Genomic DNA, 14,220 nt, shown 5'->3' with positions numbered 1-14,220 from the left:
TAGTCGAAGGGTTTTGTGGGATGTTACCTTATCGTTTCAACTCCGCATAATGCTTGAAAAACAGCGGAATCGTCTCAATCCCTTTGTAGTAGTTGAACAATCCATAACTCTCATTCGGCGAATGCAAGGCGTCGATATCGAGCCCGAAACCCATCAGAATGCTCTTGCAGCCGAGCTCCTGCTCGAAAAGCGCGACAATCGGAATGCTGCCGCCACCGCGGGTCGGGATCGGTTTTTTGCCAAAAGATTCTTCCATGGCCAGCTCCGCAGCCCGATATTCCACTGAGTCCGTAGGTGTAACGTAGGGTAACCCGCCGTGGTGAGGTACTACTTTCACTTTTACAGAAGCCGGAGCAATCGATTCGAAATGCTTCGTGAACAGCTCGCAGATCTCGCCGTCGGTCTGGTTGGGAACGAGTCGCATGGAAATTTTCGCGTGGGCTTTGGACGGTAACACCGTTTTGGCGCCCTCGCCAATGTAGCCGCCCCAGATGCCGTTTACGTCCAATGTGGGGCGTACGGAAGTTCTTTCGATGGTCGTATAATCCTCTTCCCCGGCCACATCGGCAATGTCGAGGTCTTTTTTATATTCTTCCAAATCAAATGGCGCTGCATTTAATGCGGCCCGCTGTTCGGCGGTAAGGTCTTCCACTTTGTTGTAAAAACCCGGAATGGTAATGTGGCCGTTTTCGTCTTTCAATGAGGCAATCATTTCGCAGAGGACGTTGATCGGGTTTGCCACGCCACCGCCATACACGCCGGAATGCAGGTCGCGGTTCGCGCCTATTACTTCGACTTCTACATAAGTCAAGCCGCGCAAGCCGGTTTCAATGGATGGAACGTCGTTGGCGATGATGCTTGTATCGGAAATAAGGATCGTATCGCATTGCAGCATTTCCTTATGTTCGCGGACAAATGTCCCCAAATTGGAAGACCCGATTTCCTCTTCCCCTTCAATCATCACTTTCACATTACATGAGAGCGTGCCCGTCGCGAGCATGATTTCGAGCGCTTTGATATGCATATAGAACTGCCCCTTGTCGTCGCAGGCGCCGCGTGCGTAAATGCGGTCGTTCTTAATCACCGGCTCGAATGGGGGAGAATTCCATAGTTCATACGGATCGGCAGGCTGGACGTCGTAATGCCCATAAATGAGCACGGTGGGTAAAGCTGGATCGATGATCTTTTCGCCGTATACCACCGGATGTCCTTCGGTCTGATAGATTTCAGCACGGTCGGCACCGGCTTCGGCAATGCGGTCGCGCACATATTCCGCGGCTTTGAGCATGTCCGGCTTGAACTTCGAATCGGCACTTACCGACGGAATGCGCAGCAGTTCCAGCAATTCATTTAAAAAACGGTCGCGGTTTTTTTCAATATATTCTTGCATTGAATGGTTGTTTTTAGTCTTAACTGAATCGGCGGTCAAGTTAAAAAAATAACCCCTAAGGTTGTGCCTCAGGGGTTGGGATTAACAAGGGTTAGATTAAATATCAGCTCCGCGCTTTCGACTTCGCGAAAATATTCACGCGGTTCTCATTGCCGTTCATGAGCCTGATGATGTTTTTCTGGTGCGTAAATACTACCAGGACAAACATCACAAAGCCAAATACCACCAGCAACGGCTCGGGATGCCCAAAAGCGCCCGTCCACGAAAGTACGGGAAACGCCAGCGTCGCTAGGATTGAGCTCAGCGACACGTATTGAGATGCAATTAGTGTCAGAATAAATATGGTAATGCAAACGGATGCGAGCTCGGGGTGAATGGCGAGTACCATTCCGAGCAGTGTGGCAATGCCTTTACCGCCTTTGAAATTCACAAAAACAGGGAAGATATGGCCGATAATAGCGATGATACCGAAGATGATCTTGTACATCAGGAGCTCGGTTTCGCCGATCTCGTTCATGTAGAAAAGCATGGAAGCAAGGCATGTGGCCGTCCAGCCTTTCAGTACGTCGATGAGCATTACAACAGTTCCCGCGCGTTTGCCTAAGACCCGAAATGTGTTGGTGGCACCCGCGTTACCGCTACCGTGTTTCCTGACATCTATTCCAAAATACCCAATGCCGTACCAGACTGAACTTGGGATGGAACCCAGCAAATAAGCAGCAACAATCGCAACTATTAATAAGGCAACACTCATTTTGTACTATTCAAAGATAAATTTAAATTTCAAAAAGCTTCTCTCAAAAATACGATAGTTCGAGGATTTTACAAGCAAATGCACTACAAAACTATCAGTATGGATACAAATTTTCAAAAATTAGCAGAAACTATTGTAAATGCTGCTAATCACATCAGAATCCTTCTGTCGGTTCTGCTTTTTTCTTCTTTTCTTCGGTTTGGGAGGGAGCTGCCTTCTTCTTCGCAGTTTTCACAAGCTTCGCTTTCTTCAGGGCAGGCTGATAGAAATCATCAAAGCGATTAACAAACATATCCTTCTCTTCAGTTCCAATGCTCACGAGTGACATGTCCTTGGATTTCACGTTTTTAGACTTTGCGACGATCTCGTCATTGAAATCCAGCAATGAGGAAACGACCCCTAATTCACCTTGTTTCAGATCAAGATAATACCACACATCGGGCGAGGCTTCCAGGTAAAGGCTGAACTCGTCGCCTTCCACACCCCGGCGCAGTTCCAGCACGCCGGTCATCTGCGCATTGATGTTGTTGCGCCCGAAATGCGACACGCCGATGGGCCCCTGCGAGTAATACGCGTTATGTACGGGCGACCAATGTAAATTCACATTTGAGAGCACCAGGGGCATATCCAGGGCGGGTGAAGCTTCAAAAATCGGTTTATAGCCCCCGGCGGTTAGTTTAATGTAAGCGTCGGTCGCTTTCGGGCCGATGAGGGCGGAAAGTTTGCGGTTCAGCTGGTCGGCATCGTCGTCGGCGGCAGTGCTGTTGGACTCGGCGAGGTTCGTTTCCACAATTTTCGCAGCAAGTGTCGGCGCGATCGGCGTCAAAGCCGGTGCATTGAAGAGCAGCATGGTGTTGAAACGGAATTTGGAACTATCCACCTGCACTTCTGCGCTACCCACCGTTTGCAACCAATTAGCCTGCATCAGTTTGAATGGACCTGCGAATGTGGCGAGGCCGGTTTTATCATCGAATGTCAATGCATTACCCTCGTCGATCAGCCCGTCGGCTCCGGGAGGTGGGTTCACACGGAATGCCTTGGTGTCTTCGTCGTAGCTGAGGTTACCTTGGGCCTGGTAAATATCCTCATCGCCGTCCGAATCCTTGGGAGAGAGGAAGCTCATGTACATTCCCTTCGCTTCATTATAATGCAAACCAACCGAAAGCGGGATCTCGTGCTCGTTTTTAAGGTCTTTATTAATTTTAATGGAAACCGATTCGCCGGGAGAATCCTGGTAAACGATCCACGAACTCTGAAAATCCTTACGGAATTTGATCACGGGCTTCACAAAACCATCCAGTTTGAGCGACGGCTCGTAAGCAACCAGATTAATGGCGCCTTTATATTGAATACGCGGTGATAGGAAAAGGTTTTCGGCTTCCTTAATGTCCGCTCTCGCCGTAGTGTAGTACTTCACGCCCGGCGTCGCAGGCTTATCTTTCGCCTTGCGCTTGCCTTCCTCGACGGCGCCCACTTCCACGAGCTCGAAATTCTGCATTTTGATATTAAATGTGTCCTTCCGGGCGGTAATGTACTGATAAGTGGCCGAGCCCTCGAAATGGTTGCGGGAATCGATGCGGATGTCGGCATCGCGCATGTGGTGCGAAACATTCAGGGTGTCGATCTCGATGCGTGCTTTTTTCAGCGGAACGATCTTGCCCTTGCTGTCCACCGCTACCATACCGCCGTCGGGGATGATTTTCACGTCGGCAGTTTGAATGTAAGGCACGCCTTTGATGTTCAGGGTAACCTTTTGAATATCGTAAATCGCTTCGGAACCGTTGAATGTCAGCCCTTCCTGATCGGGATCCGTGGAGGTATAGGAAGATGTTTCGCCCAAACCTTTCATCAGGATTGTCTTCTTGGTCATGTCCCACTTCGCGCTTCCAATGAGCGTCTGGTAGGAAGCCGTTGGGATTTGCATACCCGAAGAATCACTTCCGAAACCCGATTCATCGGTTACGAAATTGGCAATGCCGGTTTTAAAGTTGAAATCCACATTGACATTGTTACCGGTCAGCAATTTCTTGGTCGACTTTACATCGGCACTGTTGATTGCAAATGAAGATTTATTGGCCAGAAACCCATCTTTATTGAACTTGATTTCCGGTGAAGTCAGCTCCGAGTCGGCCCTCTTTAACTTACCATTTCCATACAAACCCGTGGATCGCAGCAGCAGGCCACCTTCCAGGTTGGTCGTGCCCTGGTGGAATGTGAACGACTTACCCGTTGTGTTGATTAACATGCTGTCCGCATTGGGATACCATTTCAATGCATAATCTTTTAGTGCTACGGCTGGAAAGTAGCCCTTGCCGATCGTCGCTTCCTTAATGCTTGCCACTTCGCCGGTCGCCATGAGGGAATCGGAGGTGAGCAGGATGTTTTTGGCAGTCATCGACGCCGACATGTATTTCAAAATGGCTTTGGAATGCAAGCCGGAATTGTCCATCGTGAGCGTATCCGTGAACTTCGCCATCGCCTTGCCTTCATATAATTTCATATCGGTAACCGGCGGCTTGTAGTCGAAACCGAGCGAGTTATCGGGCATGCTTTTCAGGATGGTTTGAATAGGCGGGATAATGCCGTTGGAGTTAAATGTACCCTCAAAGATCACGTCGCGCTGATCCAGTCCATCCATATCGATCTTGGGAATCTTGAAAAACACTTCCCGCGGATAAAGTACCGTCCCGCGTTCAGGCTGGTCGAAATAGACGATCATACCGTCGGGTACCACAAGCCTGGGCGACTTTTTAATGCCTTTCTGGATCCCCGACTTGTTTTTCGGGTCGCTGAGGTAGAACGTACCGCCTTTTTCATACTTCACGTGCCCGCCGACTTCGCCTTTCTGCCCTTTGGCAAACTTATCACGCGGCGTGAATGTGATCGAATCGGACGGCGCTACGTTGACGAAGAACTGATTGTAATCGAATTTGATATTCTGGCCCCGGAACTGGTAGTTGGACGCCACCATTTGTCCGTTCAGGGTAAAGTTGCGGTTTTTGCCGATAATCAGCTTTTTGTCGGAAGGGACGGCATATATTTTCAGCGAGTCGCTGACAACGAACCGCGAAACGCCCAGCACCGTCAGCATGGTGTCGGGCAGGTAGATCGTCGCATTAGCCACCTCATCGTTAGCCGCGAACTGGCCGCTGACCTGGAAGTTGTCATAGTCGGCCTTGTCCAGATTGGCGAGCACGTACATGACACCCTTTTTGCTCAATGCATATTCGTCGGTTTCCTTATTGTAAACGAAATAGTCGTCGAGCGTGAGCCTTTGCAGCGCGTTGCGGATGATGATAGGGTTCTGCTTGTATTTTGTCGCAAGCTCTTCGGGCAGGAAAGAAGTCTTTTTGGTTGTTTGGGCATAATTGGCAGCCATGTTTAGCGGCTGGAAACCAAACTCCTTGTTGATTTCCCTGAAACGCTCTTTTTTGAAATAGTCGATGGATTCGAGACGGACTGGCACCTCTGTTTTGCCATTAATGCGCAAAAATTCCACTTTTTCGGTTGGAAAACGCCAGCGCATAGCCTGCGACCAAATATTCATTTTGTGATACGAATCCTTATAAGGCAAAGGGCCGTAATCAGTTTTGTCCATACGGCCGAGCCTAACCAACCCTTCGTCGTCATTATATTTAAATGTAACCCCTGGGTGTACCAGCGAATCACCGCCCAAAGGCATGGAGTACAGCGCGAAGTTGGCCGTGAACACAGAATCTTTCAGCGCAAACCGCTTGCTGCGCACTGTAAATGCCGGTTTTTCCTGGTATTTGACCTTGATTGTCGAGTACTTGTCGTTCAAAGCGGAACTGTACCGGTCGAGGCCGATGAGTGAGTAGCCGCCTTGATACTCGATATTCTTGCGGGTTTCTTTCAGTTTCGCATCGATATCATTGGAAACGAAACGCGGGTACTGGGCCGGTTGGCCCTTGATCCGTTTGACACCGCGGTATTCGACGGTCCCTTTCACCGGCGCCGCCAGGTAGTTGTCCGAATGCAGCGTACTGTTTTCGGCGACGAGTTTAGGATGGTTTATATTAAAAGAAAAAGCGTCGAGATCCGCATAAATGCTCGAATCGCCTGCGGTTTGCCAGGTAAACTTTCCATTTTTACCTACAAACACACCATCCCGCAGCGAGACACTTCCATTAGCAGGCCCGAACACGACCGAATCCCCGCCGGCGACCATCGCGAACGTTGCGTTTTCAAGATCCAGTAATGGCCCGGCAATGACGGGTAAAGGGACGGATTTGGTTGGTGCGATCACGAAATTGGAATCCACTGGCGTATCCCAGCCGTCGGTGGCGGTTTTGGTTTCCTGGGCTACCGTGGAATCTGCCTTGGTATCGAACCGGTATTTGAAGTTTCCACCCAGCAAATAGAGCGTGTTGTAGTTGCTGGCGTATAATTTGTTGGTTTCGGTGATCGGCAGGGAAGTTTGTAGTACCTTTTGAAAAGTCTTGGCGTCATACTTTTCGCCTGCATTGGAGGCAATTTCCAGGAAACCATCTAGCTTATCTGGCGACTTTTTGGCGAGCGCCTGCGTATTGCGGATCAGCAACGCCAGCAATGGCCCGGCTTTCTGCCCTTTTGCCACCTGCGTTTTCACAATTCCGATAAATTTCGCCTGCTGCTGCGCATTGATCCCCGACATCCACACGCTATCGAGCTGGGCCGTTGCGCGGATAAATTGCGCATTCCTGCTTCCTTCCATCATTTTCCGGAGCTGCGGCATAAACTGCGCGGGATCATCCGCCAGTTTCACGCCCTGGGCGGTCGCATTTTTTCCGATAAAAGTCAGCAGGTAAAGCAGTAGAGCAAGGCGAAATATCTTCATGTTTTTAGCTGTTAGCTTCCAGCAATTAGCTATTACTTGTTATTGGTTCTTTTCAAAAACAACGGTTGCCCATTGGTTCCGGGTATTGGATCTGAGCTTTTTCAGGCCGTTTTCCGCGGCACATTTTTCAATATCAGCCTGGTCGGTTTCGTAAAATCCGCTTGTCACGAGCCAGCCGCCGGGTTCGAGGTGCTGCACGTACGTCGGGATTTCCGCCAGCAGGATGTTCCGGTTGATATTCGCCAGAACCCCTCCGAAAATTTTGGCCTTCGGCACATCCTGTATTGTTCCCTGAAACACCTCCGAATCTGCGGGCAGGTTGTTCATCGCGAAATTCTCGCGGGTATTTTCCACGGCCCATTCATCGATATCGAAGCCCAACAAGTGCGATGCTCCCAGTTTGTGCGCCAGGATCGCCAGGATTCCCGTTCCGCAACCCACATCCATGATCGAAAGACGTTCATGAGGCAGGCTAAGTTGCTCGTTCATAACCAGCCACGTCGTCTCGTGATGGCCTGTACCGAACGACATTTTAGGCTGGATCAGCAAATCGTATTTAAAAGAGGGATCGGGCTCATGAAACGTCGCCCGCACGCGCACCTGGTCACCCACCTCGATCGGCTCGTAGCTTTTTTCCCACTCCTCATTCCAGTTTCTTCTTTCTAACGATTTCCAGGTAGCGGCTATTGTCGTTAAATCCAGGTATTTGGCCGTTAAATCATGGATGGCCTGCTCATTAAAATCGCCCTCCTGAATGTAGGCCAGCAGGCCTTCGTCGGTCTCCACAAAAGATTCAAACCCCGCCTCGCCCAGTTCCGCCATCAATATCTCCGAAAACTCGGGATCCACCTTCAAATCCAGTTCGATGTAATTCATTGTAATAGTTATTGGTAAAAAATTGGAAAGTGAAGGTGTTGAAAAATTTCAGGAATGCAAGCAAATGGCTCGTAAGGATTGTTTTAAGCACGCAATTCACACTAGGATTTTATAATTAATACCGGTATTTTTAAGTGTGACTTTAAAATACCGGGCTTAATCTCGAAATATGTTTCCCAGGACGATCGAAAAAGAAGTAATGGAGTTGATAGCGGACACCCCCGCGATAGCCTTGCTCGGCCCCAGACAGGTCGGTAAGACGACACTTGTCAAACAGCTCGCCACCCAATTTCCAAATCCCAGCATTTACCTTGACCTTGAATCGGAGACCGACCTCAACAGATTACGGGACGCCGAACTGTATTTGGGAGAAAGAGAGGATTCTACCATCATTATCGACGAAATCCAGCGAATGCCCTCACTTTTTCCTTTGCTAAGGTCACTGATTGATAAAAATCGCATTGCGGGGCGATTCGTGCTACTCGGATCGGCCTCCCCGGATTTACTCAAAAACAGCTCGGAGACGCTGGCCGGGCGCATTTCTTACCTGGAACTCCACCCATTAATGCTTGAAGAGGTGAAAGAACAAGTCTCGTATCGCGAACACTGGCTGCGCGGAGGCTTTCCCGATGTGCTGCAAGCGGCGTCCGACAATTCTGCATTCCGGAAAATGGCTGATTTCATCAGTACTTATCTTGAAAGAGATTTGCCACTGCTCGGTATTCCGGCCAATCCGCGTGATATGCGCTTGCTTATGAATATGCTGGTGAGTGTGCACGGGAGTTTGCTGAATGTGTCGCAACTGGCCAATTCGCTCAAAATGAGTGTCCCAACGGTTCAAAACTACATTGGCTATCTGGAAAGTGCTTTTTTGATCCGAAGGTTGCAGCCATGGTTTGTGAATATCAGTAAAAGACTGGTCAAAACGCCAAAACTGTACATTCGTGACAGTGGTATGCTCCATTCGCTGGCCGGAATTACGGACCCGGAAGAATTGGCAGGGAATATTCTTTTAGGCAACTCGTGGGAGGGTTATGTAATTCAGCAAGTGATTGCCGGCCTGCCTTACAACATCCAGCCTTACTTCTACCGCACGCAAGACGGTGCAGAACTGGATTTGGTATTGGTAAAAGGGAATAATGTCAAAGTAGCGATCGAGATCAAATACACCAACAGCCCTGTACTAAGCAGAGGCAATACATTGGCACAGGAAGACCTCGGCAACCCTCCGTTACTTGTAGTGACCCCATCTGCGGAGGATTATAACATGCGTGAAAATGTGGTGGTTTGTAGTATTGGTACGCTGGCGGGGCATTTGGAAAGATTGTAAAGTAATGATATGAATCAGTTGAGATGAATGCAAAGAGCCTGGCAATGTACATAACCAGGCTTTTTGCATTATCGAAGCTTTTAAGTTTCTATCAAGGCTTCCTACGCTTCGCCGCCAGATCATGCGCGGTATCATAATACGAGCGCAAATTCATCCAATCGAATACGTCCGAGATGTTTTCGACGCGGTTGCGCTGCATGATGCGGTCGCGACGTTGCATTCTGACGAATTTGAAGAGGATGTCGGCCAGCTGGTCGGCGGCTTGCGAGAAGGTCTGGGATTTGCGGTTAATGACGTAAATGCCGCGGTTTTCATAATCACGCATGATTTGCATGATGTAGTCGCCGAAGCCCGAAAGATCGCTTGTCACGGTAGGTACACCACGGACGACGCATTCGAGAGGGGTGTAGCCCCAGGGCTCGTAATAACTTGGAAATACGCCCAAATGGCAGCCGCGAACGAATTGCCCGTAGTCCAGACCGAATAATGGATTGGTTGAAGCAATGAAATCCGGGTGATAGACGATTTTGACGCGGTCGCGCTCGTTGTTGACCAGGTTTGCGCGCTTGCAAAAATCGGTAATGCCGTCTTCCTGTTTCAGGTCGTGCGTTACAAAAGCCGGAAGGTTATCGGTTTTCCAGCTCTGAATAGTCCTTCTGAGGCGCAACCGCCAGTATTCATCTACAAACTGGTTCAGGTCGGGCATTTTGTGGTCAGCGCCCGATGCGGTGGCGAGGAAAAGCTTTTCTCCTACCTCCTTTTCAATGGCTGTACAGGTTTCCTGCAACTCATTCAGCACCGCGCGCGATTGCAATACATCCGGGTTTACCGACGTATAAGGCTGTTTAGTGACGATAAACATCACTACCGTCATATCCATATTAGCCTGCACCATTTTCCAGTTCAGGCGCGCCAGGGCTTCCAGCGTGAGATCGTAACCCTTATTGCTGTATTCGTAGCGACCGGACGTGAAGAAGTAGAGCGTTTTATCCAGATCGAAAGAATAGCTGGGAAAGAAATGCCCCATTACAAATTCGTGGATACGCTCTTTATGCTTCAAATGCAGGTTCTGGAACTCGTGGACCGCCTGAAAGCGCACCACGTTAAGACCGTTAGGCGTAACGAGGTCGGGCATGCGGCCGAGGAACACCTCGCATTCGCGGGCAGTCACATCACTCACGGTGGTGAGCACATGCGCACTGAGCGCGGCCTGGCGTTCGATCGAACATTGGGCCACGATACCATAATTCTTGGCCTCCTGTTCCCAATCGAAGAAGGGAAGTTTGTTATAAAAACCAGAGACATTCTGTGCCAGGTAACGGCCAAGCATCGTAGCATGCGTAGTAAAGGTCGTCGCGATCTTGACATTCTCACGTTTCAGTTCCGGCAACCCGCTACTGGCCATCCATTCGTGGAACTGGGCGAAAATCTCTTCACGCTTGGCATTTTCATCCGCATATTCTTTCAGGAACATGCGTACCAGTTCACCAAAACAAAGTGTTTGATTGACAAGATGTTCGACATTAATCGTGGGAATGCGGTTCTTTTCCCAGAGGTTGAATTTGATGGCGTCGAGCTGCCCCATAATGCTGTCGACATCGAACAGCACGACCCGGGGTTTGCCGGTTACGAGCCAATAGCCGTAATATACCGCGAAGCCCATTTCCCGCATTCTCTTAACGATCCGCCCGGCAGGCGAATCTTCAAGGTCGTGAATCTGCTCAAATTCGGAAGACGCTTTCTTTTCGAAATAAGGTCCCAGCAAAAAGTAGTTCTCCTCCCATTTTTCCACCATGGCAGGCACTTTGGTCCTTATTACAGTATATATCCCTCCAACTTGATTACAAACCTCCCATGCAACTTCGAACAGGACGTTTTTCTTAGTGGTTTTGACAAATGGTTCCAATTAGGGTACAGTTTAAGCGTTACTAGGGTATTTAAAGGGATTATGCTTCCGTTTATGTCACAAAAATCCTTGTTATTACACAATAAATATGCAGAAAAATAATTCAGAAATTACAACACTTGAATTTTGTTTGCATGGCCTAAAAGCCGGTTTAAAACATCATTCCAGCGCTAAAATATAATTAAGTCAAGAAAAGGCCTGTGCCGCCGATTTTCGTATGCCGATCCAAATCAAACCGTTATTGCTCGAATTTAAGACGGTTGTCGGCTAACTTTGTTCCAAAATACGTTACTTTGGTTGGATTAACATTTTGCATTGGTCAGATAGTGAAAAAAATTAAAATTGTTGCGCTTTCCTTTATTGTAATCATGTTTTTGCTGGAAAGTTGCATGGCTCAGAGCGCGGAGACGGAGAGTAACCTACCCCCGAAGAGAGAGTTTAGAGCGGTCTGGATTGCCACTGTCGACAATATTGATTGGCCAAGCAGCAAGACGCTCCTTCCGGAAGAGCAACAGGAGGAATTCTCAGAACTGCTCGATTTTCATAAAAGGGTAGGGATGAATGCCGTGTTCGTGCAGGTGCGCGCGGCGGGCGATGCATTCTATGCCAAAAGCCCTGAGCCGTGGTCGGAATGGCTTACGGGTGTGCAGGGCCGCAAGCCAGACCCCATGTGGGACCCGCTCGATTTCATGATCTCGGAGGCACACAAGCGGGGCCTCGAATTTCACGCCTGGCTAAACCTCAACCGGCTTGTACATAAATCTTCCAAAAGCGTTTCAGCAGAAAACATCAGCCGGCTCCATCCGGAGTGGATTTTGACCTATGACGGCTACAAACTGTTCGATTTCGGCATTCCCGAAGTGCGGAAATTCATTACGGACATGACCGTGAACGTCGCGAAAAATTATGACGTGGACGGCATCCATTTCGACGACTATTTTTATCCTTACGCCGCACCTGGCCAGGTGATTCAGGATGATGCGACATTCAGAAAATACTCCGATGGCTATACCAACAAGGCCGACTGGCGCCGCCATAATGTGGATTTATTGGTAAAACAGATCCACGAAGCACTCGAAGCATTGAATCCGCGGCTCAAATTCGGCATCAGCCCGTTCGGTGTGTGGCGGAATAAAGATCGCGACGCCGAAGGTTCGAAGACATTCGGCGCATTGGCTTCCTATGACGACCTTTTTGCAGACAGCCGCCGCTGGGTAAAAGAAGGTTGGATCGATTACATTGCCCCGCAGGTTTATTTCTCGTCCGGTTTCAACAGGGTTCCTTACAAGAACCTGGTCGATTGGTGGACGGAGAATCGTTTTGACAGACATTTATATATAGGTATGGGCGCTTATCGCGTCGGGTATAAAGACAAGGATTCGCATTGGTCGAATCCTGCCGAAATACCGAACCAGGTTCGCTATTTCCGGGATAGTGAGGCGGATGGTTCTATCTTTTTTAGTTCCAGATCTTTGCGGGCAAACAGTCTCGGATTCGTGGATTCATTAAGAAGAGACCTTTTCAAATATCCTGCATTAATACCGACAATGCCGTGGAAAGACCGCATTCCTCCATTATCTCCGAAAAGCCTGAAAGCCACATTACTTTCACGTGGCATCGAGCTCACCTGGGAGCAGCCTGAGGCTGCTGCGGATGGCGACAAGGCTTGGTATTACGTCATTTACCGGTTCCCGCCAGAGGAGAAAGCCACCGCCCACGACCCGCGCCGCATTCTCGGAATGTGTTATGAAGGCGAAAAATTCGTGGACATGACCGCGGAGTCGGGCAAACGTTATGTTTATTATGTTACGGCTGTGGATCGGTTGCACAATGAAGGCCGCCCCATCGGGCCGTTGCGCGTGGAAGTACACGATCAGAAGCTAGTCAGGTTTTAGTATGAGCAATTCTATACAATACGAATATAAACCCGGGCATTTCATTGCTTCGGCACCGACGAAATACAACTCCGAAAACCTTCGTACCGAGGAAATGGTGCTCAATATGGGCCCGCAGCACCCGTCGACGCACGGTGTATTGCGCCTCGAAGTGGTTACGGACGGGGAGGTGGTGATCGATGTCGTGCCGCATTTGGGTTACCTGCACCGTTGTTTCGAAAAGCATGCAGAATCGCTGCCCTTCAACCAGATCATTCCGTATGTAGACCGGATGGACTACGTGGCGGCGATGAACTCGGAACACGCTTATGTAATGGGTGTGGAAAGAATGCTGGGTATTGAAAACGACATTCCTAAACGCATTGAATACATTCGCGTCGTGGTAGCCGAGCTGAACCGCCTTGCTTCCCACTTCGTCGCGCTGGGTACGTACGCGATGGACATAGGCGCGTATACGCCTTTCCTGTGGATGATGCGCGACCGCGAGCAGATTCTGCGCCTGCTCGAATGGACGTGTGGTGCGCGGATGCTCTACAATTATATATGGATAGGCGGGTTGTTTTATGACCTCCCGGTAGGCTTTGAAGAGCGTTGCGGGGAATTTATCAAATACCTGAAACCCAAGCTGACCGAATTGCAGCAATTAGTGGTCGATAACAAGATTTTCATTCAAAGAACTGCCAACGTCGGCGTGTTGCCTCTGAATGTAGCGATCAATTACGGATGTACCGGGCCTATGCTGCGTGGTTCGGGGTTAAGGTATGATTTGAGAAAAGTGGATGGTTACTCGGTTTACCCTGAACTGGATTTCGAAGTGCCTATCGGCGAAGGGAAACTGGGAACGGTAGGCGATTGCTGGGATCGGACCTGGGTACGCGTGGTGGAATGCTGGGAATCGGTAAAAATCATCGAGCAATGCCTGGTGCAGTTGCAGGGAGATTACAAAAGGACACGTGATTTTGACCCGCAAGCGATTGTTCCCAAAAAGATTCGCCCCAAAGCCATGGACTTTTACGTGCGTGCCGAGAATCCGAAAGGTGAGCTGGGCTTCTATTTCCGTACGGACGGCCGTTCCGACATTCCGGTTCGCTGCAAAGCGCGAGCTTGTTCGTTCAATAACCTTTCGGTGATTGGTGAAATCTCAAAAGGGGCATTACTCGCCGATTTGGTGGCTGTAATCGGGTCTATTGACGTGGTAATGGGTGAGGTTGACAGATAATACAGATTATTAT

Annotated in this window: 8 protein-coding genes; 3 read left to right on the top strand and 5 right to left on the bottom strand. The window is 49.4% G+C overall.

Annotated elements, in window-relative coordinates:
* Nucleotides 1-28: 28 nt before the first annotated feature.
* The 4 genes from AAHB90_RS19675 to prmA form a co-directional block, all read right to left on the bottom strand.
* Complete coding sequence (locus AAHB90_RS19675) at nucleotides 29-1,429, bottom strand: dipeptidase (protein ID WP_342086909.1); 1,401 nt, start codon at nucleotides 1,427-1,429, stop codon at nucleotides 29-31.
* A gap of 64 nt (nucleotides 1,430-1,493) precedes the next feature.
* Nucleotides 1,494-2,144 carry a glycerol-3-phosphate 1-O-acyltransferase PlsY gene (gene plsY, locus AAHB90_RS19670; protein WP_342086908.1) on the bottom strand — a complete coding sequence of 217 codons (651 nt, stop codon included), beginning with the start codon at nucleotides 2,142-2,144 and terminating at the stop codon, nucleotides 1,494-1,496.
* Nucleotides 2,145-2,298: 154 nt separating this feature from the next.
* Nucleotides 2,299-6,981, bottom strand: a complete 4,683-nt coding sequence (locus AAHB90_RS19665; RefSeq protein WP_342086907.1) for a hypothetical protein — start codon at nucleotides 6,979-6,981, stop codon at nucleotides 2,299-2,301.
* Nucleotides 6,982-7,020: 39 nt separating this feature from the next.
* On the bottom strand, nucleotides 7,021-7,857 hold the full coding sequence (gene prmA / locus AAHB90_RS19660) for a 50S ribosomal protein L11 methyltransferase (protein ID WP_342086906.1): 837 nt from the start codon (nucleotides 7,855-7,857) through the stop codon (nucleotides 7,021-7,023).
* A 169-nt stretch (nucleotides 7,858-8,026) separates the two neighbouring features.
* Here prmA and AAHB90_RS19655 point away from each other — a divergent pair, with 169 nt between their 5' ends.
* The gene (locus AAHB90_RS19655) at nucleotides 8,027-9,187 is read left to right on the top strand and encodes an ATP-binding protein (RefSeq protein ID WP_342086905.1); all 1,161 of its coding nucleotides are present in this window, start codon (nucleotides 8,027-8,029) and stop codon (nucleotides 9,185-9,187) included.
* Between the two features lie 91 nt (nucleotides 9,188-9,278).
* On the opposite strand, the gene AAHB90_RS19650 is transcribed toward AAHB90_RS19655, so the two are convergent.
* On the bottom strand, nucleotides 9,279-11,093 hold the full coding sequence (locus AAHB90_RS19650; RefSeq protein ID WP_342086904.1) for a glycosyltransferase: 1,815 nt from the start codon (nucleotides 11,091-11,093) through the stop codon (nucleotides 9,279-9,281).
* A 368-nt stretch (nucleotides 11,094-11,461) separates the two neighbouring features.
* Here AAHB90_RS19650 and AAHB90_RS19645 point away from each other — a divergent pair, with 368 nt between their 5' ends.
* Nucleotides 11,462-12,988, top strand: coding sequence for a glycoside hydrolase family 10 protein (locus AAHB90_RS19645; protein WP_342086903.1), 1,527 nt, complete (start codon nucleotides 11,462-11,464; stop codon nucleotides 12,986-12,988).
* A 1-nt stretch (nucleotide 12,989) separates the two neighbouring features.
* Nucleotides 12,990-14,207 (top strand): NADH-quinone oxidoreductase subunit D, encoded by a 1,218-nt coding sequence (locus AAHB90_RS19640; protein WP_342086902.1) that lies wholly within the window; start codon nucleotides 12,990-12,992, stop codon nucleotides 14,205-14,207.
* Nucleotides 14,208-14,220: the final 13 nt, after the last annotated feature.

The organism is Dyadobacter sp. OTU695 (genome assembly GCF_038440355.1).
In the GTDB taxonomy this organism is placed as follows: Bacteria; Bacteroidota; Bacteroidia; order Cytophagales; family Spirosomataceae; genus Dyadobacter.
Note: the sequence above shows the minus strand (reverse complement) of the source record. Positions and strands in the feature narration are given on the sequence as shown.

Bases quoted from the DNA above. Each gene is read 5' to 3' on its own strand.
- plsY (WP_342086908.1), bottom strand. From the start codon at position 2,144: ATGAGTGTTGCCTTATTAATAGTTGCGATTGTTGCTGCTTATTTGCTG.
- AAHB90_RS19665 (WP_342086907.1), bottom strand. From the start codon at position 6,981: ATGAAGATATTTCGCCTTGCTCTACTGCTTTACCTGCTGACTTTTATC.
- prmA (WP_342086906.1), bottom strand. From the start codon at position 7,857: ATGAATTACATCGAACTGGATTTGAAGGTGGATCCCGAGTTTTCGGAG.
- AAHB90_RS19655 (WP_342086905.1), top strand. From the start codon at position 8,027: ATGTTTCCCAGGACGATCGAAAAAGAAGTAATGGAGTTGATAGCGGAC.
- AAHB90_RS19645 (WP_342086903.1), top strand. From the start codon at position 11,462: ATGTTTTTGCTGGAAAGTTGCATGGCTCAGAGCGCGGAGACGGAGAGT.
- AAHB90_RS19640 (WP_342086902.1), top strand. From the start codon at position 12,990: ATGAGCAATTCTATACAATACGAATATAAACCCGGGCATTTCATTGCT.